Origin of the sequence: Streptomyces sp. BB1-1-1, assembly GCF_031597775.1 — a bacterium.
GTDB lineage: Bacteria > Actinomycetota > Actinomycetes > Streptomycetales > Streptomycetaceae > Streptomyces > Streptomyces thinghirensis.
The window spans coordinates 2,010,758-2,032,495 of sequence record NZ_CP134203.1; the positions used below are offsets into that span (position 1 = coordinate 2,010,758).

Here is a 21,738-nt window from a genome sequence, read left to right on the forward strand (position 1 = left end):
CTTGATCCACACAGGAGTTGTGTCATGCGCCCCTCGCTGTTCCTGCATCAGACCCGTCACAGCGATGGTCGAGGCGAACTGGCCAACCTCACCCTGGGATCGGCCGATGTCCAGCGGGATCAAGCGGTGGCTGCAGCAGAGACGGTGGCGCTCGTGCTGGACGATGAGTCCCCGCTGCCGCAGAGGGCTGGCGACGTGGAGGAGCTTGCACGGCGCCTTCGCGGTCACATCGGACAGCTCGGGGCCGTCGTGCCGCCGGGAGCCGCAACACTACGCGGCGCGCAGCAGCTCGCTTCGGCAGGCGTCCCCGACGGGTACATGCCGAGCAGTGTTCATCTGGTCAAGCTGGCCGAGGCCACTCAGGCACTCGTTGCGACCGTACAAGCTCACGGAGTTGTCCCCGCGAAGCCCATGCGGAGACGGCGTTGGTGGAGGCCCCAGCTCAATGTGCTGCGCGGCTCGGTCTTCGCTATCGCGTTCGCCCTCTTGGCTCTGGCCGCGTCGGTGCCCCGGGCATGACCGCCACCGGGGCAATTCTGATCGCGGTAGTTCTCGGCCCGATGGCCTGTCTGATTCTCCGCGGTGGCCGAGCAACCGGCCGGGCCGCTCCCCAGGACGAGGACTCCGCGTTGGGGCAGAACCGAACTCCCCCGCACAGGTAACCACCGAGTCCCTCCCCATCTACCCTTCCCGGCCGCTGCCGCGGCCCCTATGCCATCCCCGGGTTCGCGGGGTCTACGGAGATCCACACGATGATTCGCCTTCCCCGTATCGAGCAGTACGGCCTGATCGGCGACATGCAGACCAGTGCCCACGTCTGCGACGACGGTTCGATCGACTGGTTGTGCCTGCCCCGCTTCGACTCGTCGGCACTGCTCGCGGCGCTGCTCGGCACACAGAAACACGGATCCTGGCAGATCGCCCCTGCCCCTTCTGCCGGGCAATCCGACACGGGAGCAGTCGCCGAGCGCCGGTACCGGGATGACTCGCTTGTCCTCGAATCGCTGTGGCGTACGCCTACCGGGTCGGTTCGGGTGCTGGACTTCATGCCGCCGCGCAACGGGGCGGCGCAGGTAATCCGGATCGTCGAGGGTGTGACAGGCGAGGTGGAGATGGTCTCGGCCCTGCGTCCGCGGCCGGGGTACGGCAGTGTCAGTCCGTGGATCCACGAGGTCGGGGGCCGCATGGTCGCCGAGGCCGGCGCGGACGCTCTGTGGCTCGACACCGGCATCCAGCAGGTCGAGAAGGACGGCGTCATTGCCAGTACCTTCGCCATCACCGCGGGGCAGAGCGTGGCATTCGTGCTCAGCTGGTGCCCCTCCCATACAGCGGCACCCGATCTTCCCGATCCGGAGGCCGCGCTCGCCGAAACACTCGCCTTCTGGCAAGACTGGGTACAGGAGTGCACCTACGACGGGCCCTACCGCGAGGCCGTGATCCGTTCCGCGATCGCGCTGAAGGCGATGACGTATGCGCCGAGCGGCGGGATCGTCGCGGCGCCGACCACATCGCTGCCCGAGGAGATCGGCGGCGGACGGAACTGGGACTACCGCTTCACTTGGCTGCGCGACGCCTCCAACACTCTCGCCGCGCTGCTGGGAACCGGCTACAGGCAGGAGGCCCATGCGTGGCGGCGTTGGCTGTTGCGTGCGGTGGCCGGCGATCCGGAAAACCTGCAGATCATGTACAGGATCACCGGCGAACGTGATCTGCGGGAGCGGGAGCTGCCCTGGCTCCCAGGGTACGAGGAATCAGCTCCGGTGCGGGTCGGGAACGGGGCGGCGGACCAGCTGCAACTCGACGTGTACGGCGAGTTGATCGAGACCCTCTACCTCGCCCACCAGAGCGGTGTCGCCCACTGCGCCGACACCGCGGTCCTGCACCAGCGGCTCATCGAGCACCTGGCCCAGCGCTGGCAGGAACCCGACGAGGGAATCTGGGAGATCCGCGGGGCACGCCGGCACTTCGTGCACTCCAAGGTGATGGCCTGGGTGGCCATCGACCGCACCATCCGCCTGGCCGAGGCCGGCGCCCTCGCGCTGGATCCAGGCCCCCTGGTCGAGTTGCGCGAGACGATTCACCGCCAGGTCTGCACCGAGGGGTTCGACCCGGTGCGCAACACCTTCACCCAGTCCTACGGCTCGCTGGAGTTGGACGCCGCCACGCTGTTGATCCCCAGGGTCGGCTTCCTTCCTCCCGACGACCCCCGCGTCATCGGCACCGTGGACGCCGTACGCCGGGAGCTGTCCACGCCGGACGGGCTCGTGCGCCGGTACCCGACAATCGGCAACCACGCCGGAGTGGACGGTCTGACGGGCAATGAGGGCACCTTCATCCTCTGCTCTTTCTGGCTCGTGGATGCCCTGGCCCTGACCGGCCGCATGGATGAGGCCCACGCCCTGTTCGAACGCCTTCTCACGCTGCGCAACGACCTCGGCCTCCTCGCCGAGGAGTACGACCCCATCCAGCAGCGCCAACTCGGTAACTTCCCGCAGGCGTTCAGCCACATGGGCCTGATCCAAAGTGCCCTGCTCCTGGAGCAGCTGGCGGCACAGTCCTCTCCTCACCGAGGCGCGGTGTCGGTTCCGGCGCGCCGTTCCCCCTCACTCGGGTCGCTACAGAACCGCAAGGCCCTGATGTCGCAGCACGCCTAGCCGCCCCTTTCCACTGACGAGGATTCTCATGTCTGACAGCGCGTTCCCGACACGGTCGGCCGCGACCGGCCACCGCCGACGGCGGTCGCCACGGGCCGATGCCTTCACGGTGCACCGCGTCCGTCGTGCCGTGGTGCTGCCCCTGCTGCTTCTTTCGGGCCTGCTGGGCGTCGCCTTCGCCGCCTGGTCGACGGCCGCGGTGGCTCTCGGCTGGATCCTGGTCGGCCTGGTCTGCGGGCTGACCGGGGTCGCACTGGTAGCGGCCCGCGGAGCGCGGACGGCCGCCGACGCCGTGCAGACAGCCGCAGAGGAACGACGCACGGCGGTGCTGACCGTTGTAACGGGAGCGGCGGCGGCCGTCGAGAAGTCGGTGGCGTGGTCGGCGGACGAACTGTGCCGAGGGGCACGACCGCCCCTGCCGGACATGCAGATGCCGCAGCCGGCCAGTGCGACCGCAGAGATCGACAACGCGCTGAGTGCACTGCAGGTGCAGGCCGTCGCCTCGCTGATACGCGTGCACGACGAGTCCCAGTCCGTCGTCCTTCTGGAAGTACTGCGCCGCCTGGCCACGCGGGAGCACGCCCTGGTCGGGAAAGCCCTGGAAGCACTGACTCAGCTGGAGATGCTGACCGACGACCCGGAACTGCTCGCGAAGATCTTCGAGATCGACCACCTCGTGACGCGGATGCGACGTCAGGTGGAGAGCACCGCGGTGCTGGGCGGGCAGTCCCTGCGCAGCGTGCGCCAGCCGGTGCCCGTCACGACCACATTGCGCGGTGCGATCTCCGAGGTGGTGCAGTACCCGCGCGTGGTGGTCGCGGCCGGTTCCGTGGGGAGCGAGCTGGGGCTTCCCGGACACGTGGGTCCTGACCTGACCCACCTGCTGGCCGAGCTGATCGAGAACGCCTGCCAGTGCTCCGACCCGGCGACGAAGGTGATGGTGCGGGCGCAACGGGTGCCGAACGGGCTGGCGGTCGAGGTCGAGGACAGGGCCATCCCCATGCACCCGCAGGCCCGCGCACAGATGAATCATCTGCTCAAGGCCCCCGATGAGGTCGATGTCAGCGGTCAGGTGCGAGACGGACAGCTCGGCCTGCTAGTTGCCGCGAAGATCGCCCAGTCACACGGCCTGTCCGTTCTCCTGCAGGAGAACGTGACGGGAGGCACCACCGCTCTGGTCGTCATTCCGGCCCGGCTCCTCGTAGCGATTTCTCCCGTGGGTGACGCGGGCGCTAGACGCCGGGAAACACGCCCCTCCACGCTCCCGCCACGGCGGGCTGCCGCAGCGACGGCTGCTCCTGCAGGGCAGGTCCAGCACCCGCCCGCCGTAGGCCGGCCGGGAGCCGACAGGGCGGGGCAAGCTGGTCCAGCGCCCGACCTTCCCCGGCGTTCGCGGCAAGCCGGTTCCTTCCCTCCACCGCGTGAGCGGGAGCAAGCCCCCGCTACCGCGGCGACGCCAGGGCTCGCAGCCGCCTTCCGCACAGGCATAGAGGCCGGCGGGGCCGCCGGTTCTCCTCCCACCCCGGCAGAGCCGCCCAGGCCCTGACCATCGCCCGTCCCCTGCCCGTTCCCGGTGGCCCGGACATGTCCGCCGCCCTTCCCCCCTTCTGGAGCGATCCTCATGAGCACCCACCCTGAAATGAACCCGACGAATGGCGTCGCGCCCGCAGCCAAGGCGACTGCGAGCCATCAGCGGGATGACATGGCCTGGCTGCTGCGGCAGTTCGCCGCCGACGTCCCGGGCGTCACGCACGCCGTCCTGTTCTCGCGGGACGCGCTGCGGCTCCTGGACAGCGATGTCGACAAGGACTGGGCGGACGAACTGTCGGCCGCGCTCAGCGGAGTGGCCTCCCTCGCGTCGAACGCCACCGGTCCCACCCACCAGAAGCGGCCGGCCAGGCAGGTCATCATCGAACGCGACGACTGCCTGTTCTTCGTCCAGAGCGCCGGCCGCAGCGCGGCCTTCAAAGACCACCCCGGCCAAGAGCGCGGGGAGGTGGACACGGTCCTCGCCGTCATCGCTGCCCCGGACGCCGACGCAGGCCCCGTCGGCTTCGAGATGGGGCGCCTGGTGAAGAGGTTCGCCCCCTACATGCAGATCCCCGTCCGCGTCGGAACAGGTGATGAGTCCCGGTGAGCACCCACGGCGATGCGGCCGAGGACTCGACGTTCGTGCGGACCTACACGCTGACGCGCGGGCGCACCAGGCCGCGGCACCTGCTGGGCCTGGACACCGTGCTGGACGCCGGCCCCGGACGGCTCGGCCTGGGTCAAGCCGAGGAATGCGAGGAGATCCTCGCCCTGTGCCGGGAGCACCGACGTTCGGTGACCGAGCTGGCGGGACGCCTCGGCCGCCCCGTCACCGCCGTCAAGGTCCTCATCTCGGATCTCCTGGACTCCCAAGCCCTTGTCATCTCCGTCACCGATGCCTACGGCTCCGACGCAGACGCGGATGAACGTCCCACCACCCACCTGTTGGCGGCCCTCTCCGTGGCCCTGAAAAGGAAGTTCCCCGATGCCATCGCCTACCGCCAGGCCGGATGACCCGCCTGTGCGCCTACGGACTTCGGCGCCCGCGCATGCCGGTGCACCGACCGTGCTGAAGATCGTGATTGCCGGGGGCTTCGGCGCCGGCAAGACCACCGCCGTGGGCGCGGTTAGCGAGATCACGCCGCTGAGCACCGAGGAGTACCTGACCGAGGCCAGCACGGACGTGGACAGCCTGGACGGCATCGAGGCGAAGCAGACCACCACGGTCGCCTTCGACTTTGGGCGCCTCAGCCTCCCCGACGCGCCCGTACCACTGGAGCTGTTCCTGTTCGGCACGCCCGGCCAGGGCCGGTTCGTCGACCTCTGGTACGAACTCTCCCGCGGGGCCGTCGGCGCGGTTGTCCTGGTCGACACCCGCCGCCTGGAGAGCAGCTTCACCCCCGTCAGCTTCTTCGAGGACATCGGCCTGCCCTTCGTCGTCGCCGTGAACCACTTCGACGGAGCCCACCGCTACCACCCCGAACAGGTCCGCTCCGCCCTCGACCTGCCCACCTCCGTACCGGTAGTCACCGACGTTTCGCCCCACCGGGCGGAGGGCGCGAGGGCCACCTCGTGGGACGCCCGCAATCCGAGCCACGTCGCCGGCGTCCTGCTGACCCTCGTCGGCCACGCAGTGCAGAACACACCAGCGCGCCCCCCTCACCCCATATCCGCCACCACCTTCCAGGACGCCTGATGTCGTATCAGCCCAACGACCCCCGCCTCGGGCCCCGAGCCGCCCCGTCGGCGCTGTCTCTGCCGCAACGCGGCATGCACGACGGCGCCCACGGACTGTCAATCCCAGCCGGTGCTGCCATCACCCGCCCGCAGGTCCAGCAGGCGACCGAACTGGCGCAGCGCTACGAGCTGCTGGAGCGTCTGGGCGTGTCGACGACTGCCAGCGCGGACTTTGATGAGCTGGCCCGTGACATGGCTGAGACAGCCGGGTTCCTGTACGGGTTCGTCAATCTGTTCCTGGAGGAGCAGACCTTCGTCGGACTGCACCAGCCGCCCGCGGACAGCGGGTACGTGATCGTCGGCCGCACCATGAGCCACGACCACGGCTGGTGCCCGGAGGTCGTGGCCCGCAAGAAGGCCCTCCCGCTGCACGACGTGCACGCCAGCCCCCGGTTCAGCGGCAACCACGTGGTCGACGCGGTCGGCATCCGCTCCTACTTCGGCGCACCGCTCATCCACGAGAGCGGCACCGTGCTGGGCACGGTCTGCGTCATCGACCCCGAGAAGCGGCCCCTGAGCGAGGCCCGACGGCTCAGAGACATCGTCATCACCGCCGGCACGCAGGTGATGGACCGCATCGCCCCCGCGCCCGTCCGCTAGACCCGTTCCACCACCCCCACCCGGGAGCCGCAAGCGACACCCGGCCGCTCCACCGCGCGACTTCATCCAGGGAGAGGGAGACGACCATGCATGCCACACCAGCCAAACCGCCTCCGGCGCTGCGTCCTTATCTCACCGCCCGCCACGAACTGCTGTGGAACGAGGCGGACGCCTTCGCGGCCGAGCACGTCGCGCCGCGCGTCGTACGGATGGAAGCCGCTCCGGGCATGGTGGAGCGCAAGGTCGCCGATCTGATGGCCGCGCGGGGCTGGTTCGCCGTCACCGTCCCGTCCGCCTTCGGCGGGCTGGGCGCCGGCCATGTGGCCAAGACGGTCCTGATCCACCGCATCGCCTGCGTCTCTGCGGCTGCCGCAGCCATCCTGCAGGCCACCCTGATCCCCGTCGGCGCCCTGCTGCACTTCGCCACCTATGAGCAGAAAGGCCGCTGGCTGCCGGGGGTGGCGGACGGTTCGCTGCTCCTGTCGATCGCGGTGACCGAACCGACCGCCGGCGGGCACATCGGCGGCATCGAGACGACCGCCGAGAAGGCCGGCAACCACTGGCTGATCACCGGCAGCAAGATCCATATCGGCAACAGCCATCTCGCGGGAGCCCACCTCGTGCTCGCCCGGACCGCCGAGGCGGGCGTGCGCACCTCACAGGCGCTGACCGCGTTCATGGTCGAATCCGACCGCCACGGGCTCTCCGTCCCTGCCCACCGCCCCGGCCTCGGCCTGCACGGCTTCTCCGCCGGCCGCCTCGACCTCGACCACGTCCGCGTCCCCGTCGACAACATGATCGGAGAGCTCGGCCAAGGACTGAACGTGGCCCAGAGCAGCAGCATCCTGTACGGCCGCCCCAATTTGGCCGCCGTCAGCCTGGGCATCCACGAGGCGGTCGCGGCTACCACGACCTCCTACCTCAAGGGCCGGCCCCGCTACCGGGGCGCCCTGTCCGATCTGCCGGTCTTGCGGGACCGAGTCGGCGACATGGAGGCCCGCCTGCGCGCTGCACGCATCCTGGCCTACCAGGCCGTGCACCTCCTCGATCAGGGCCTGTCCTGCGACGCCGACCTGATCAACGCGAAGTACCTGGGCCACCAGTGGGCCATGACGTCTGCCCAGGACGCCATGGAACTGCACGGTGCCCACGCCCTCGACCGCGAGTACCTCCTCCAGCGCCTGTGGCGCGACATCCAGCACACCCACCCGCCGGCCGGAACAGGCGAGGTCCAGCGAATACGCCTTTCCGACGCCGCCTTCGACGAAGACCACATCCAGTGGTCCGAACGCCTCGCTGCCGACGCCGCCTGGGCGCAACCCGATCCCACCGCCGCATGAGCCCCCGCGCGCGGCACCCCCGTGAATCCCGACCGCCGCGCGCGGGCCCGTGCCACCGGCCCCGTCCCCTGCGGGGGTCGGCGGCACCCCTTCCGGAAACCGTCCACCCAGCCGAGAAAGAGACACCCGTGACCCTGTCCACGACGACCAGCGCACCGATCACACCGCTGAAGCCGACCCACCAGCGCGTCGCCCAGCATCTCGTGGACGGTCTCACCACCCAAGAGATCACCACGAGGACGGGACTGTCGCCCCACACGGTCCGCCAGTACGTCCGCGACATCCGGGTGAGCGTCCACTGCCCGCCTCGCTGCAAGCCGCACGTGCTCGTGCATCGCCTGTTGGCGACCGAGCAGGTAGCCCAGCCCAAGACGGACCGGTCAACGCCTGAGCTCAACGCGGAGAAGCAGCTGCTGCTGACGGCGGTCGCTGAACTCAGCTCCCCCCGCGACATCGCCCTCGCCGCCAAGATCGCCCCCGCCGATCTCCGGTCCGCACTCAACGAACTGCTCGACGAGACGGGCGCCGCCGACGTCACCCAGCTCGTCGTCCTGGCCCACGCCTGGCACCTACTGGGCACCAAGCCGACCGGCACGGTGGAGAGCGGAGCAGCGAAGTGAACACGTCTCCCTTCACACCGCCCACCGAGCCGTCTCCCCCATCACCGCACCAGCACGCATCAGAGTTATCAGCCGTGTACGAGACGCGGACTCTGTGCACGGACGCCGAGCGGGACGAGGCCGCCGCGCTCGTCCAGGACCGTCAGAGCTGGCTCACCATGCGCGGCCTGCCGGTACCCGCCCGAGCCGATGTCCCAGCCCTGTTCCGCGATCCTCAGTCGAAGCCGGCCGGACTGTTCGAGGACGGTGTGCTGCTGGCCTGCATGATCCCGCGGCGAGCGCCCGACCTCGCATGGGGTCAGGGCCCGTGTCTCTTCCTGAGCTGCATCCACACCCTGCCTGACAACTCCGACGACACCATCCACCTGATCACCCTGTGGGCCTCCGACTTAGCCGCACGACTCGACCTGCCCCTCGTGCGCGCCGAGGCACTGGCCCGCCAGCCCCTCGACGTTGATCCGATCGCCCCCTTTCTTCGCCGACTCACCGACATGGGCTGGGACGTACGAGGATCGGGGACCGGACAGCACGAGGAGCGGGTCGCTCGCCTCGAACTTCTTGCCGAGCAGCGTTCTGGACTGAGCGCGCTCATCGCCTGCAGGGTCCACGAACCGCAGTCCTCCGCAGACAGCCGGAGCATCGCGTGACGGCCGCCGAACCGCTGCGACCGGACCTCGCACGCGAACTCAGCGACCGAGCTATGAAGGCGGCAGCGCGCAGAGCCAAGCGCTTGCGCAACCAGCTCGACGCTGTCCAACTCGGCCAAGACCGTCACGCCGACCACGCCGACACCAAGGTGCTGCGCCGCGTTCTGGCCGAACACGACTGGCCCGGCCACCGCCTCGTCGGCCCCGACGCGGCACGTGCCGCCTGGAGCCTGGCTCTTCACGCCGACGACGACGCTGATTTCCAACGGGCGGCCACCATCCTGCTGGAGCGCGCAGTCCAGGACGGCGACGCGCGCGTCCAGCACTGGGCCCACCTCTACGACCGCACCCTGGTCAACAGCGGTCGCCCCCAGGAGTTCGGGACTCAGCAGGTTGTTGCGACGACAGGTGTTGAGCTGTGCCCGGTGCGCGCGCTCGATTCCTTGGACCAGCGAAGGGCCACCGTCGGACTGTCACCGATCGCCATGGCCCTGGAAACGGTGCGTCGCCGGTTCGCGCAGGATCACCAGGCCGGCGACTCCTCGGCCGTCGTGCTCGCGGCGGTCGCATGACCCAGCGAGCCCCGCCCGCTCCGCCGATCCGACGCACCCACCGATCCCTCGTACCTGAAAGGACTGTTGAGGTATGAAGCTCTGCACCGCCGTCCTCGCCGCTGGCGCTGCCGTCTCCCTCACCACCGCCACGGTCGGAGCCGCTCGGCTCCGGCAGGACTCGCGGCACCAGACCGAGCGGAACGAAGCGGTCGTCGCACGCAACCAGCTCGACTGGCTGGCACAGATGTCCACCAACCCCGACCTCGCCAAGCTCTGGGCGCCCGAGGGCATGGACGTCCAGGAGTACATGCACCTACTCAAGGCCAACCAGCTGATCTGCATCCTCAGCCTCCGCGACCGCCTCGGCTTTGTCCGCGACGGGCACCTGCCGTTCTTCGCCTCGATGATCATGAGCAGCGACGTCTGCAGGCGGTACTGGGCCCGTTTCGGAGACCTCCGCGCCCAGGAGGCTGACGGCGACGAGCGCGCCGAGCGGTTCACGGCCGCCCTGAACCGGGCCGCGCAAGCCCATAAGCAGGAACACCCCGCAGCCGTCTCGTGAAGGGACTGCTTCGTCCTGCCCGAGGCAGCCTCGCCCTCAACTCGCGAAGGAAACTAATGGACTTCAGTGCCGTCCCGCTCCCGTCCGGCGATTTCACCATCGGAAAGATGTTCAGCTTCGAGGCTGGTCACCGGCTTCCCGGGCTGCCGGGCGAGCACAAGTGCTCGCGCCAGCACGGGCACAGCTACGAGGTCGAGGTCATCCTCACCGCGCCCTCGCTGGAGGAGCCCGGCTTCGTCACGGACTTCGGGGCTCTCGCCCCGTTCAAAGAGTTCCTGAACACCGAACTCGACCATCACAACCTGCACGAGATTCTTCCCTTCGAGCCGACCTCGGAGCGACTGGCCCAGTTCCTGGCCGGGTGGTTCGTCCAGAATCTTCAGTCCGCCATCCCCGGCCGCCTGGTCGCCGTTCTGGTCCGCGAGACCCAGAGCAGCTGGGCCCGCTTCGATGTGGAGCGACAGTGACCGCATCCGAGACGATCACCGACGAACCGGCGGCTGCAGAAGGCGAATCCCGCCTGATCGTCGCGGCATGCTTCGGCGTCGAGGTGCCGACCTTCCAGGGCGAGGGGCCGAGCTGCGGACACCCGGCGCTGTTCATCCGCCTGTCCCGGTGCAACCTCACCTGCTCGAAATGCGACACGAAGTACACCTGGGACTGGTCTAGGTTCGATCCGCGCAAAGAGTCGACGAAGCGCTCCGTGGCGGACCTGGTGGCCTGGGCGGAGTCCTCGCCGGTCGAGCTGGTCGTGATCACCGGCGGCGAGCCGTTGATCCAACAGGCGCGGCTGGTGCCTCTCGTGCGGGGGCTGACAGCAGTCGGCAAGCGGGTCGAGTTCGAGACGAACGGCACCATCGCGCCCGCTCCCGAGCTGATGGCCGACGGGATCCGGTTCAACGTCTCGCCCAAGCTCGCCAGCTTCGGCGTGGAGGAGACCAAGAGCATCGTGCCCGCCGCGCTGGAGGCGTTCGTGGCCTCCGGGCGGTCGGCATTCAAGTTCGTCGCTTCCACGGTGGCCGACCTCGACCGGATCGCTGAACTGGCCGACGCCCACCGGCTCGCACCGGTGTGGGTAATGCCGGAGGGCACCACCCCCGAGGCGATCACCGCGACCACTCGGGTCCTCGCGGACGCGGTCGCGGCCCGGCACTGGCACTTCACCACCCGGCTACACGTGTTGGCCTTCGCGGACGCCCGAGGCCGCTGACCGCACGCGCCACCATGCCCATCCGTTCCCCAGTCCCCGGAAACGAGAGACGCCCATGACGACCTCTATCGCCAGCCCGGCTGTGGTGCCGCCCGCCGCCGCCCCCGGGCCCACTGCGGCCATCGACACCGGCCGGGTCGCCGGCCTGATCCACCAGCTCTTGGTCGAGCTGGGCGAGGACCCCGCCCGCGAGGGGCTGACCGGCACTCCGGACCGCGTAGCGGCCTGGTGGAACGCCTTCCTGTCCCCGGACGGCGCCGCAACGGCCACCTGCTTCACCGAGTCCCAGTTGGGCGGTCAGCTGGTCATCGTGGGCGGCATGAGCGTGTGGTCGCTCTGCGAGCACCACATGCTGCCCATGAACTTGCAGGTCACGGCCGGATACGTGCCGGACGGTGAGGTGGTGGGCCTGTCGAAGTTCGGGCGGATCTCCCAGCACTTCGCCGGCCGACTGCAGGTCCAGGAACGCTTCACCCGCCAGGTCGCCGAATACCTGGGCGACGTGATCGGACACGAGGACGTCGCCGTCGCCGTGCGCGGCATGCACCTGTGCATGAGCATGCGGGGCGTCCGGATGGAGGAGGCCCGCACCACCACTGTGCACTCGGGCGGGCGCTTCGGTACCGACCTCGTCCTTTCCCAACAGTTCCTCACCCTCACCACCGGCCTGTGGGGGGCGCGGTGATCGCCAGCACCGGCATCGACTTTTCCGTCATCGCTCCGCCTGCCTACCTGAAGCACTTCGTCACCCAGGAGCCCGCCCGCGTCCACCACGTCGCCGCCCAGCGCGTGCTGTCCGACGAGATCTACCGGGGCTTCTTCACTCGCGAGGCCGAGCGTGGCGCCGAGATCATCGTCGACAACGGGCTCTTCGACCTCGGCTACGCCCTGCCGGCGGAAAGCCTCGTCGAAGCCGCGCTGGCGGTGTCCGCGAGGGAGATCATCCTGCCGGACGTCATGCGGGACGGGGCCGCGACCTTGAAGGCGAGCGAGAAGGCCGCGCGCGAGATCCGGGAGCTGTCCGGCGATGCATTCCGGCTGTGCGCGGTGTTGCACGCCGGGGACGATGACGAGTGGCTGCGCACCTACGACGCCTTCGTGGCCAGCGACTGGGCCGGGGCCATCGCCCTGCCGGCCTCGCGTCGTCCGGATCCCGACGAGCAGCTGTGCCGCACCCGCTGGTTGGCGACCGCCTACCTGCAGGACCACGGCCTTGTCGACGATCTGCTCGTCTACCGGCTGCTCGGTCTGGGCCGGACCGGCCACCTGGAGCTGATCGAGCAGCGCGAGCACGAGTGGATCTCCTCCGTGGACGGCGCGGCCCCGGTCATCCTCGGCGCGATGGGCGTCGCCCTGCTGCCCGAAGGGCCTTACGAGAAGCCCTCCACGCCCCGGATCGAGAAGCTCGGCCCGATCCCCGAGGACCGGTTCGGCCTCATTCGGAAGAACATCTCCGTCGTCCGCGCGGCGGCCGGCAGCACCGTGACGATCGCCGAGGAGCACCGATGAGCCCCTTACTGGCCGACCCCGCCCCCGGGCTCCTGCGCGCCGCCCCGATCGAGCCGGCCGGGCACACCATGACCCACGCGAGGCTGCTGCGCTATCTGGAGATCAAGGTCCACCACCTCATCCAGGACCAGAACTGGGACAGCATCCGCGTCATCGGCGGCTACGACCGCACGGCGGTGGTCTCCCGGTACGAGAAGACCGGGAAGCTGTTCAACATCGAGCGGCCCACCGCGGAGGTCCACGGCCGTGACCTCGTCGTCAAGGCGTTCCCTGGAGCCGACTACGTCCAGCACTACGCCCTGATCATCTCCACGTACCTGGCCATGACCGGCCGCTCGGCCGACACCGTCACCTATCAGCCGCCCGCGCAGGAGGAGTGCCGAACGGCGCTCAACGCGCTTGACCTGGAACTGGACGGCGATCTGGTGGTCGTGGGCTGGGGCCTTCAGTACCTCGCTCCCGAGAACGGAGTCTGGACTCGGGGGCCCGGCTACGCGTGGCGGCGCACCGAGGTCGCCGGCCGTCGTGTGGTCTACCTCGGGTTCCTCCACAGCATCTGGGGAGACGTGGCCGGACGGGTCGTCGCCCGGCTTGCCGAACTCGGCGCAGGCGATGTTGTCTACGTCGGCAAGGTCGGCTCGCTGACCCCGGGCGTCGAACCGAACGTCTGGCTGGCGACCGGTAACACCAGCCTGGTACGCGGGGCGATGGTGAGCTGGGACGACTTCTTCGGCGACTACGCCGCCGCCCGCGAAGGGGTGCGCAGCGGCCTGCACGTCTCCTCCCCGTCGATCCTGCTGGAGAACCGCGACTGGCTTCTCCAGCACACCGCCTCGTATGCCTTCGTCGACCCGGAGATCGGCCCCATGGGGGCGGCGGCGCGCCAGGCGGGGGTCAGGTTCGGCTACCTCCACGTCATTTCCAACAACCTCGCCACCCACTTTCCCGCCGACCTGTCCAATGAGCGTCACAGCGACGTCCTGCGCCAGCGCGCCGTCCTGGTGGACCGCATCCGCACCATCATCACCGGCCGCCTGACCTCCGGCCCGACCCACACCCTGGGAGAATCCCGATGACGGCGAACCCGCCGACCACCCCCGCAGCCGGGAAGTTGATCACCTTCGTCGGCGGTGACGGGGCCGGCAAGTCCACCCTCGCTGCCCGCCTGCACCAGGCCCTCAACGACGCTGGCCACACGGCAGTCCTCATCGGCAAGCACAGCACCGACGTCCTCCAGGACCCGGAGCTGTCCGCCTACCTCGACCGCCTCAACGAGCTGGTCTACCGGCGCGACGCCCGCGTTGCCCAGGCATGCGGGGACCACTACTGGCTGCTGGCCCTGGCCTCCTGGTACACCCTGCAGGACCGGCTCGTCATCCAGCCGGCCCTCGCCGCGGGCACTCACGTGGTCCTCGACAACGCGCACCACAAGATCCTCGCCCGGTACGCGGTCAACCCCGAGGTCTCCCCCGGCCTGTGCGAGCACGTCTTCGCGCATCTGACGCAGCCGGACCTGGTGTTCTTCCTGAACATCGGTGCCCGCGAGGCACTCGTCCGCAAGGGCTCGTTCACTTCCCTGGAGGCCGGCCACGCCGGCGGCGGTGACGAGGACTTCATCCGCTACCAGGACACCGTCTTGGACCAGATGCGCGAACAGGCGCAGCGAGGTACCTGGCTGACGCTGGACGTCGCCCAGTTGGACCGCGACCAGGTCTTCAAGGCCGCTGCCGCTGCCCTGGCCGACCGTCTGCACCTGACCGTCTGACCGGCCCTCCCGCCCCGATCGACAAGGAACGCACCATGGACCAGGCCCTGCCCACCAGCGGGACATACGTCTGCCACGGCATCACCTGGGCGAGCGGAGACCCCCGCCTTTTGCTCGCCCCCGTGACCCGCGGGCAACTTGTCTACGCCCCGGTCATGGGCAGGCGCCTGGGTTACCAGGTGAGCGGTAGCGGCCGGTGGTGCACCGGCCGGTACCGGTTCGCCGACCGCGTCCGCGTCGAGGCGGTCGCCTGCCCTGACCGGGCCCCGGCCGAGGCCGGCGGCCAGTGCGCGGCCTGCTCCGGGCGGGACGACTTCCGCTTCGCCCACCGCTTCCATTCCGGCGGGCACGTTCCCGACGCCCTGGCGGCGTACATGGCCCAGCCGCACTGGCTGTACCTGGCGACGTTCGCCGACGGCACCACCAAAATCGGCACCGCGGCCGAACCCCGTAAGCGCTCCCGCCTCGACGAACAGGGTGCCCTGATCGCTACCTACCTCGTCCGGAGTGCTGACGGCCGCGACGTGCGATTCCTGGAGGATGCCCTCACCCGCCGCCTCGGCCTGACGCAGACCGTGCGGGCCGCGGCCAAACTGACGGCCCTGGCCGAGCTGCGCGACCTCGCCCCGGCCCACGCCGCGCACCAGCAGCACCTCGACCGCGCCACCGAGGCCCTGAGCGGCCTGAACGTCCCGGCCACACCGGAGCCGTGGACGCCGCCCGGCGAAGGCGACCTGCTGCGGACGCCGGAGACCGGGCGCGCCTTGTACCCGCACGACCCACGCTCCGGTGAACACGGGCTGACGGTGCTCTCCTGCCTCGGCTCCCAAGTCCTCGCCACCCTCGACGACGACGGTGAACAACTGCCCTGCCTGCTCGGCCTTGGCACCCTCAAGGGCCGCCGCATCGTCCTCGGCGCACAGTTCTCCTCACCGCCCGCCGCCGTACAGTCCGCGCTCTTTTGACCCTGTCTGAACGCCCGGCCTGCACTGCCGGGCCGCCCCGAGAAGCGAGGCCACAGCAACATGGCACCCCAGGACGCCATCCTCGGCTGGGACGAGGACAGCAACGCCGAGGCGTACAACGCCTTCACCCGCGACCACCCCATGTACGACGCGACCAGCCGCGACCTCGCCCGCCGAGGCCATCTGGCCAACGCCAGCCTGGTGGTCGACCTGTGCGGCGGCGCCGGCGCGACCGCCCGCGCGATCCTCGACCTCATCCCCTCCCGCGCCCGGGTCGTCTCCGTCGACAACGCCGCCGCGATGCAGCGTGTCGGTCGCCGCACCCTGACCGACGCCCGCCTGGCCTGGATCACCTCCCCGGCCGAACGGATCGCCGACCACCTCCACGCTGGCAGCGCCGATGCCGTGGTGTGCAACTCCGCGATCTGGAAGACCGACACCGCCGCAGTGTTCGCGGCCGTCGCGCACATCCTGCGCCCGGGCGGGCACTTCGTCTTCAACATCGGCGGCGGCTTCGCCGGCGTCCGGCACCCCGACGAACTGTCCGCCCGCACCGGGCCATCCCTCAACGCCCTCATCCGCCAAGTCGCCGCTGAGGCCCACGGATACACCCCACCGCCTCGCGACGCCGACAGGCCGCCGAAGCTGCCACTGGAGACAGTCACCGCGCAGCTGACCACGGCGGGACTGACGGTCGTCGGCACAGAGGTCACCGCCCAGCACAGCACCATGGCCGAGAAGAAGGCGTGGCTGTCCATCCCCGTCTTCGCGCGGCCCGAGGGCGACTTCACCCACGCCCAGCGGATGCAGATCCTCGACACCGCCTATGCCATGACCACCCCCGATGCCGTGGCCGTGACGAGCTGGCTCGTCATCGCCGCCCAACAGCCGGAGGCCGCCGCATGAACCCGGCAGTCCCGGCTCCCGGGGGCAGGATCCGCCTATGTGACCACGCAAGCGTCGGGGTACTGATCTCCTCCCCGAGGGGCCTGCTGGTGTTCGAGCGGGCGACCCCTCCGGCCGGAATCGCCCCGGTCGCCGGCCACATCGATGAACACGGCGGCCCCGAACAGACCGCCCGCAACGAGGTCACCGAAGAGGTCGGTCTCACCGTCACCCACCTGCACCTGCTGCTGGACCAGTGGCGGCCCAACCACTGCCGCCGCACGCCCAGCGGCCCGGTCGGCCACCACTGGTGGATCTTCCAGGCCGAGGTCTCCGGGCCGCTGTGCCCCTCGCCCCGGGAGGTCCGCGCCCCTCGGTGGATCCACCCCGACCAGCTGCAGCAGCACGCGCTGCGGACCGCCGCGTACGCCAATGGGTGCCTAGACCGTGAGGAGTTCGAGCAAGAACTCGGCCTGGAGCCGGTGTGGTGCCGTTTCTTGCACGACCTTGAGCTCGTCACCCTGCCCTCGGCCGACCTCGATCGGATCGAGGCCGTCCTGTGAACGGCGACCAAGGGCCTACCTCAGCGGGAGCCGACCGCCCGGCCGGCCGCAAGGCGGCGAGCGTGCGCACGGATCCGCTCACGGTCCTCGGGGAAGACGCTGTCCCAGTCGGCGTCCAGACGGAACCATGCCGCCGGCTGGTTCTGCTCCCCGGCGAGCCGTGCGTCGCGTCCGACGACCGCGGCATAGGACAGGCCCAGCGTCGGAGACCAGTCGGCCCGGTAGGAACGCACCGCCACGGCTGCGGGCTCGGGCAGCAGCTCGCAGCGCAGGCCGGTTTCCTCCAGCAGCTCTCGTGCCGCCGCCGCACGCGGCGCCTCGCCCGGCTCCACCTTGCCGCCGGGCGGCACCCATCCGCGCACCCGGTGCTTGACCAGCAGGACGTGCTCGAAAGCAGGGTCGGTGACCCACACCTCAGCCGCCAACGGCTCCATCCGATGCCGGCGGGCTTCCTCCAGCCAGGCCCGTGCACCGTCGAACTCCCATGCGGCGAGGCGGGCATCAGCAACAGCCTCGTCCAAGATCATCTGACCGACTTCACCATGACTCACCCGTCCACCCTAGGCCGACGAACTGGCCGGACGTCGCAGCGACGAGCAGGCAGTCATCCGGGGGTGTGCAGCCGACCCGGTGGCCCCTTCGGGCTGCAGGGCGATCACCCGTGGCGTCCGCTTCACACGAAGGAGTCCAGCGTGCACGATGAGCAGCCCTCGGACCGGGGGGCCTGGGTCGTCCTGGGAGGCGTCCACCTCCTCAACCGCAGCGCGCCTCGGCGACCAGACGAGCCGATCGTGCTCGTACGGGTGCCACCGCAAGAGGTGTGCAGGCCGGCAACCACCGTGGTCGTCCGCTGGAACGCGCTGGGGCCCTGCTTAGCCGAAGCACTGCACCCCGGCGGCACCCGGCTCGGGGCGGCCCGGATCCACGGCGGCGCACTGTTCCCCGACGCCCTCGCCGGCCCCGCCCTGCGCGGCTTGGTCGGCACCGAGGCTACCTCCAGCCTGGTGCCGCTGTGCTACCTGGCCGAACACCCCGGCGGGGGCTACCACGTGTACGCGCAGATCCGCTTCCACCCTGAGGACGCCTGCTTCGTCCGCACTACCCGAGAACCAGTCGGCCACGGCCCGGTCGAGGAACTGCGCTGGCTCGAGCCCATGCTGACGGCACACGCCGAGTCGAGTACGGCGCTCAACAATCACCTGCGGTACTTCCGCAAGCACTTTGCCGGCACCGAGCTGGAGTTCAAGTACACCCTGGACCCGGCACCGAACATCTGGGCCGCGTCCATGGAACTGCTCAAGGCACTGCGCGACGGCAGGCTGATGGGCTGCCGTCCGGAGTACCGGGAAGAGTTCCAGATCCACCACACCGAGAACCATCTGTTCGACGTCACCGGCCCCGAGCCCGAGATCGGCTACGCCTCCTTCATCCCCACCGTCACCGCCGGGCACGTGCTCAAGCGGAAGTGGTTCGCCCAGGACGCCTTCGCCCGCCGCGAAGAACTCACCCCTGGCCTCGACATCACTCCCGACCGCTTCGAGGCGTTCCTGCGCGAAGACCTGGGCCTCCAGGTCCGGGCCATGCCGCCCTTCCAGCGCGTCCGCTACGACATCCAGTGCGAGTCGATGCGCACCGGACACGTCTACGGCATCTTCTTCGACCGCTGCTCCCTCCTGGCGGCCCCCGATGTGGTGCTTTCCCAGTGCGAGCTGGAGTATCTCCGCTCGCGCAGCATCCTCGACCACAACCAGGACGAGGTCCTCATCGAGATGAAGCGGATCAACGTCTGGCTCTGCGCTTACCTCGCCAGTCACGGCTGGGCGGCCGAGCACACCTTCTACTCGAAACGCAGCTTCCTTCGCGACGCCATCGCCCTCCGCCCGGACCTCGCCACGCCATGACCGACCAGGCAGCCCCAGGCAATCCCCCGCAAGAGGTACCGCAACCCACATGAGCGATCGAACACAGCATCACAACCCGCCCCATCCGGCCACATAAGGAGAGGACCCTCTATTCGAAAACAAGTTCCAGATTTCGCCCGCGTCCACCCGTTACGGCGACAGCAGACCCGCCGTTACCCGATCACCTGTCCGCATCCGCCCCGAGGAGCTCACATGCATCCCGTACGCTGCCCTGCGCTCGTTCATCCTGCGTTCGAAGACACCGCTGCCTCCTCGGGCGTCAGCCTTCCCCTCGCCTCCGACCGCGCCGCCGGCGAACCGCTCAACCACGCCGCATGGCGCGAAGCGGAAGAAGAGACGGGGGTCGGCATCAGCGTCGATCAACAGGAGTTCTGCGGCCTCATTGACCACCATGAATCCGCGGACGGCCCGGATCGGATCACCGCCGCCTTCGCCGCCCAGTCGTGGGCGGGCGAGCCGCACAACGCCGAGACGGACAAGCACAAGGGCATGTTCTGGGGGTCAATGGAGAAGCCCCCGCCGGACTGCCACCCGTACACCACCTCCATCGTCCACATGACCACTCACGGCCCGTCCTGCCGGGCTCTGAACTGGCCGATGCAGGGAGGCAGCGAGTGAAGCGATTCTTCGGCAAGGTCCGCATGGCGGAGCCCCAGGTATCCGAGGCAGAACGCGAACTCTTCGGCGGGCCGTTGCGCTACGACATGGGCTGGTCCCAACATGAGCATGCGGGCCTGGACTTGACCATGCGATCAGCTCTGCGCCAGATGCCCAGACTCGTCGGCGCTGCCCTGCGGATGGCCTGGAGCGCGGATCGCCGCGCGCTCGTGGCAGTGGCGATCAGCGAACTCGGCCAGGGCATCGCCGCCGCGGTCGGCCTGCTTGCCATCAACGCGGTCATGCACGCGCTGTTAGGGGGCGGAGACGCTGTCGAGCGGCTGCACGCCTTGCTGCCGGGACTGGTCGCCGCCGCAGGCGTCGCCGTGGTGAACTCCGTCCTGGCCGGCTGGTCGACCTCTCGGGCCGGCCGCCTGGAGCCAAAGGTCGAGCGGATCGCCACCACCCAGTATCTGGCCGCGGCCACCGCCGTCGAACTCGAAGCCATCGACGACCCGGACTTCCGTCGTCTGATCGACATCGCCCAATACGGGCCCGCCTCCGCGCGCCGCATGATCGGCGCCTGTGTCTCCGCGCTGAACAGCAGTATCTCGCTGATCGCCACGGCCGGTGTGCTCACCGTCCTGCATCCGGCACTGCTGCCCATGTTGCTGGTCATCGCCGCACCCCGCGGGTGGGGCGCCATGCGGGTGGCACAGGAACGCTACGTGTCGATGATGAGCTGGATCGAACACCTGCGGGCCAGCCGCCTCATCGGCAACCTCCTCACCGAACGCACCGCCTCACAAGAAGTGCGCATCCACGCCGTCGGCCCCTTCCTCCTCGACCGGTACCGGCGCATGGCCGCCAGCGCAGAGGCGGAGCAGGAACGTCTGGCCTCCAGCAAGGCCGTCACCGAATGGGTCGCCTCCGCACTGTCCGGGCTGGCGATGGCCGCCACCTACGGAACGATGATCTGGCTGATCATGGCCGGGCACATGAGCCTCGCCGTCGCCGGCACTGCCGTGATCGCGGTACGGACCGGGTCAGCGAGCCTGGGTGCCCTGGTGATGAACATCAACCAGCTGCACGAAGAGTCCCTCTACGTCCGGGATCACGGACAGTTCCTGGTCGAAGCTGCCCAACGCGCCATCCCCCAGACCGGTAGTCCCGTCCCCTCCCAGGTCAAACAGGTCTCCCTTGAACACGTCACCTACCGGTACCCCGACCGCGACGCACCGGCCCTGGACGACGTGACGCTCACCTTCCCCATGGGGTCGGTCATCGCCGTGGTAGGCGAGAACGGCTCCGGCAAAAGCACCTTGATGAAGATCCTGTCCGGTCTGCTCCTCCCTCACGCCGGGTCGGTGAGGTGGGGCGAGTCCGACGTCTCCGGGCTGAAGCGCTCCCAGGTCTTCGACCGCGTCTCGCTTCTCACACAGGACTTCCAGCGCTGGCCCGTAACCGCCGCGATGAACATCCGCATCGGCCGCCCCGGCCACGACGCCTCGACGCATGACCTGCAGACGTCCGTCGACTACGCCGGAGCCGGATCCGTCACCGCCAAACTCCCCAACGGCCTGGAAAGCATGCTTGGCCGCATGTTCCGCGGAGCCATCGAACTCTCCGGCGGCGAATGGCAGAAGGTGGGCCTAGCCCGCACCCACTGGCGCAGCTCGACATCGCACAAGGACAGCGTCCTCATCGTCGACGAGCCGACCTCCGCGCTCGACCCCGAAGCCGAGATCGCTGCCTTCGACCGCATCCGCCGCCTCGCCGCCCCGCACCGGGCCGTTGTCCTGGTCACCCACCGCATGTCCGGCGTCCGCCATGCCGACCACATCTACGTCCTCAACCAAGGGCGCCTCGCCGAGCACGGCACGCACGACGACCTCATCGCCGCACGTGGCCGATATGCCGCCATGTTCGATACACAGGCCGCCCAGTACGCCCCGGCCCCGAACGTCCCGAAGCCTGCTTCGCCCCGCGTCGCAGACAAGGCATGACCAGCCCCATCGAAAGGCAGAGCCATTTGTCCTCCTCTCTCCCCCCGTCAGCACGAGTTGCCTCGCAGTCCG

Annotated in this window: 25 protein-coding genes; 24 read left to right on the top strand and 1 reads right to left on the bottom strand. The window is 69.4% G+C overall.

What is annotated here, in order from left to right; all coding sequences use genetic code 11:
* The first annotated feature begins 24 nt into the window (after positions 1–24).
* From RI578_RS09230 to RI578_RS09330, 21 genes are all read left to right on the top strand, one after another.
* On the top strand, positions 25–519 hold the full coding sequence (locus RI578_RS09230; RefSeq protein ID WP_310870661.1) for a DUF6415 family natural product biosynthesis protein: 495 nt from the start codon (positions 25–27) through the stop codon (positions 517–519).
* Between the two features lie 233 nt (positions 520–752).
* Positions 753–2,654, top strand: a complete 1,902-nt coding sequence (locus RI578_RS09235) for a glycoside hydrolase family 15 protein (protein WP_310870662.1) — start codon at positions 753–755, stop codon at positions 2,652–2,654.
* Positions 2,655–2,682: 28 nt separating this feature from the next.
* The gene (locus RI578_RS09240) at positions 2,683–4,200 is read left to right on the top strand and encodes a sensor histidine kinase KdpD (RefSeq protein ID WP_107441061.1); all 1,518 of its coding nucleotides are present in this window, start codon (positions 2,683–2,685) and stop codon (positions 4,198–4,200) included.
* Positions 4,201–4,275: 75 nt separating this feature from the next.
* Positions 4,276–4,791, top strand: coding sequence for a roadblock/LC7 domain-containing protein (locus RI578_RS09245; protein ID WP_053931061.1), 516 nt, complete (start codon positions 4,276–4,278; stop codon positions 4,789–4,791).
* Entirely contained in the window at positions 4,788–5,198 is a 411-nt protein-coding gene (locus tag RI578_RS09250) for a DUF742 domain-containing protein (protein WP_053931060.1), read from the top strand. Before RI578_RS09245 ends, RI578_RS09250 begins: the two co-directional genes overlap by 4 nt.
* Positions 5,199–5,250: 52 nt before the next feature.
* Positions 5,251–5,880 carry an ATP/GTP-binding protein gene (locus RI578_RS09255; protein WP_310870663.1) on the top strand — a complete coding sequence of 210 codons (630 nt, stop codon included), beginning with the start codon at positions 5,251–5,253 and terminating at the stop codon, positions 5,878–5,880.
* A complete protein-coding gene (locus RI578_RS09260) occupies positions 5,880–6,521 on the top strand; it encodes a GAF domain-containing protein (RefSeq protein WP_310870664.1) in 642 nt (213 codons plus the stop codon). The genes RI578_RS09255 and RI578_RS09260 overlap by 1 nt, the downstream gene beginning before the upstream one ends.
* Before the next feature lie 86 nt (positions 6,522–6,607).
* The gene (locus RI578_RS09265) at positions 6,608–7,861 is read left to right on the top strand and encodes an acyl-CoA dehydrogenase (protein ID WP_310870665.1); all 1,254 of its coding nucleotides are present in this window, start codon (positions 6,608–6,610) and stop codon (positions 7,859–7,861) included.
* Between the two features lie 128 nt (positions 7,862–7,989).
* Positions 7,990–8,481 (top strand): DNA-binding protein, encoded by a 492-nt coding sequence (locus RI578_RS09270; RefSeq protein WP_053931056.1) that lies wholly within the window; start codon positions 7,990–7,992, stop codon positions 8,479–8,481.
* Positions 8,482–8,555: 74 nt separating this feature from the next.
* A complete protein-coding gene (locus tag RI578_RS09275) occupies positions 8,556–9,128 on the top strand; it encodes a hypothetical protein (RefSeq protein ID WP_310870666.1) in 573 nt (190 codons plus the stop codon).
* On the top strand, positions 9,125–9,700 hold the full coding sequence (locus RI578_RS09280) for a DUF6624 domain-containing protein (RefSeq protein WP_310870667.1): 576 nt from the start codon (positions 9,125–9,127) through the stop codon (positions 9,698–9,700). The genes RI578_RS09275 and RI578_RS09280 overlap by 4 nt, the downstream gene beginning before the upstream one ends.
* A 73-nt stretch (positions 9,701–9,773) precedes the next feature.
* On the top strand, positions 9,774–10,244 hold the full coding sequence (locus tag RI578_RS09285) for a DUF6082 family protein (protein ID WP_310870668.1): 471 nt from the start codon (positions 9,774–9,776) through the stop codon (positions 10,242–10,244).
* Positions 10,245–10,351: 107 nt separating this feature from the next.
* Positions 10,352–10,711, top strand: coding sequence for a 6-carboxytetrahydropterin synthase (locus tag RI578_RS09290; protein WP_310870669.1), 360 nt, complete (start codon positions 10,352–10,354; stop codon positions 10,709–10,711).
* Entirely contained in the window at positions 10,708–11,454 is a 747-nt protein-coding gene (locus tag RI578_RS09295) for a 7-carboxy-7-deazaguanine synthase QueE (RefSeq protein ID WP_310870670.1), read from the top strand. The genes RI578_RS09290 and RI578_RS09295 overlap by 4 nt, the downstream gene beginning before the upstream one ends.
* A 55-nt stretch (positions 11,455–11,509) precedes the next feature.
* The gene (gene folE / locus RI578_RS09300) at positions 11,510–12,139 is read left to right on the top strand and encodes a GTP cyclohydrolase I FolE (RefSeq protein ID WP_310870671.1); all 630 of its coding nucleotides are present in this window, start codon (positions 11,510–11,512) and stop codon (positions 12,137–12,139) included.
* Positions 12,136–12,963, top strand: a complete 828-nt coding sequence (locus RI578_RS09305) for a hypothetical protein (protein ID WP_053931050.1) — start codon at positions 12,136–12,138, stop codon at positions 12,961–12,963. The genes folE and RI578_RS09305 overlap by 4 nt, the downstream gene beginning before the upstream one ends.
* Entirely contained in the window at positions 12,960–14,039 is a 1,080-nt protein-coding gene (locus RI578_RS09310; protein ID WP_310870672.1) for a hypothetical protein, read from the top strand. The genes RI578_RS09305 and RI578_RS09310 overlap by 4 nt, the downstream gene beginning before the upstream one ends.
* On the top strand, positions 14,036–14,728 hold the full coding sequence (locus tag RI578_RS09315) for an AAA family ATPase (protein WP_310870673.1): 693 nt from the start codon (positions 14,036–14,038) through the stop codon (positions 14,726–14,728). Before RI578_RS09310 ends, RI578_RS09315 begins: the two co-directional genes overlap by 4 nt.
* A 35-nt stretch (positions 14,729–14,763) precedes the next feature.
* Positions 14,764–15,693 carry a DUF2797 domain-containing protein gene (locus RI578_RS09320; protein WP_267081036.1) on the top strand — a complete coding sequence of 310 codons (930 nt, stop codon included), beginning with the start codon at positions 14,764–14,766 and terminating at the stop codon, positions 15,691–15,693.
* Between the two features lie 60 nt (positions 15,694–15,753).
* Positions 15,754–16,599 (top strand): class I SAM-dependent methyltransferase, encoded by an 846-nt coding sequence (locus RI578_RS09325; protein WP_097242903.1) that lies wholly within the window; start codon positions 15,754–15,756, stop codon positions 16,597–16,599.
* Positions 16,596–17,141, top strand: a complete 546-nt coding sequence (locus RI578_RS09330; protein WP_053931045.1) for an NUDIX hydrolase — start codon at positions 16,596–16,598, stop codon at positions 17,139–17,141. Before RI578_RS09325 ends, RI578_RS09330 begins: the two co-directional genes overlap by 4 nt.
* Before the next feature lie 20 nt (positions 17,142–17,161).
* Here RI578_RS09330 and RI578_RS09335 read toward each other — a convergent pair whose 3' ends face one another.
* Positions 17,162–17,668 (bottom strand): NUDIX domain-containing protein, encoded by a 507-nt coding sequence (locus RI578_RS09335; RefSeq protein WP_310870674.1) that lies wholly within the window; start codon positions 17,666–17,668, stop codon positions 17,162–17,164.
* A gap of 165 nt (positions 17,669–17,833) precedes the next feature.
* On the opposite strand from RI578_RS09335, the gene RI578_RS09340 reads away from it, so the two are divergent.
* The 3 genes from RI578_RS09340 (at position 17,834) to RI578_RS09350 (ending at position 21,666) form a co-directional block, all read left to right on the top strand.
* Complete coding sequence (locus RI578_RS09340) at positions 17,834–19,042, top strand: hypothetical protein (protein WP_310870675.1); 1,209 nt, start codon at positions 17,834–17,836, stop codon at positions 19,040–19,042.
* Between the two features lie 213 nt (positions 19,043–19,255).
* Positions 19,256–19,681 (top strand): NUDIX domain-containing protein, encoded by a 426-nt coding sequence (locus RI578_RS09345; protein ID WP_310870676.1) that lies wholly within the window; start codon positions 19,256–19,258, stop codon positions 19,679–19,681.
* Positions 19,678–21,666, top strand: coding sequence for an ABC transporter ATP-binding protein (locus tag RI578_RS09350; protein ID WP_310870677.1), 1,989 nt, complete (start codon positions 19,678–19,680; stop codon positions 21,664–21,666). The genes RI578_RS09345 and RI578_RS09350 overlap by 4 nt, the downstream gene beginning before the upstream one ends.
* Positions 21,667–21,738 lie beyond the last annotated feature (72 nt).

Coding starts and splice junctions, on each gene's coding strand:
- RI578_RS09230 (WP_310870661.1), top strand. CDS start 25: ATGCGCCCCTCGCTGTTCCTGCATCAGACCCGTCACAGCGATGGTCGA.
- RI578_RS09235 (WP_310870662.1), top strand. CDS start 753: ATGATTCGCCTTCCCCGTATCGAGCAGTACGGCCTGATCGGCGACATG.
- RI578_RS09240 (WP_107441061.1), top strand. CDS start 2,683: ATGTCTGACAGCGCGTTCCCGACACGGTCGGCCGCGACCGGCCACCGC.
- RI578_RS09245 (WP_053931061.1), top strand. CDS start 4,276: ATGAGCACCCACCCTGAAATGAACCCGACGAATGGCGTCGCGCCCGCA.
- RI578_RS09260 (WP_310870664.1), top strand. CDS start 5,880: ATGTCGTATCAGCCCAACGACCCCCGCCTCGGGCCCCGAGCCGCCCCG.
- RI578_RS09265 (WP_310870665.1), top strand. CDS start 6,608: ATGCATGCCACACCAGCCAAACCGCCTCCGGCGCTGCGTCCTTATCTC.
- RI578_RS09285 (WP_310870668.1), top strand. CDS start 9,774: ATGAAGCTCTGCACCGCCGTCCTCGCCGCTGGCGCTGCCGTCTCCCTC.
- RI578_RS09290 (WP_310870669.1), top strand. CDS start 10,352: ATGTTCAGCTTCGAGGCTGGTCACCGGCTTCCCGGGCTGCCGGGCGAG.
- folE (WP_310870671.1), top strand. CDS start 11,510: ATGACGACCTCTATCGCCAGCCCGGCTGTGGTGCCGCCCGCCGCCGCC.
- RI578_RS09310 (WP_310870672.1), top strand. CDS start 12,960: ATGAGCCCCTTACTGGCCGACCCCGCCCCCGGGCTCCTGCGCGCCGCC.
- RI578_RS09315 (WP_310870673.1), top strand. CDS start 14,036: ATGACGGCGAACCCGCCGACCACCCCCGCAGCCGGGAAGTTGATCACC.
- RI578_RS09320 (WP_267081036.1), top strand. CDS start 14,764: ATGGACCAGGCCCTGCCCACCAGCGGGACATACGTCTGCCACGGCATC.
- RI578_RS09325 (WP_097242903.1), top strand. CDS start 15,754: ATGGCACCCCAGGACGCCATCCTCGGCTGGGACGAGGACAGCAACGCC.
- RI578_RS09330 (WP_053931045.1), top strand. CDS start 16,596: ATGAACCCGGCAGTCCCGGCTCCCGGGGGCAGGATCCGCCTATGTGAC.
- RI578_RS09335 (WP_310870674.1), bottom strand. CDS start 17,668: ATGATCTTGGACGAGGCTGTTGCTGATGCCCGCCTCGCCGCATGGGAG.
- RI578_RS09345 (WP_310870676.1), top strand. CDS start 19,256: ATGCATCCCGTACGCTGCCCTGCGCTCGTTCATCCTGCGTTCGAAGAC.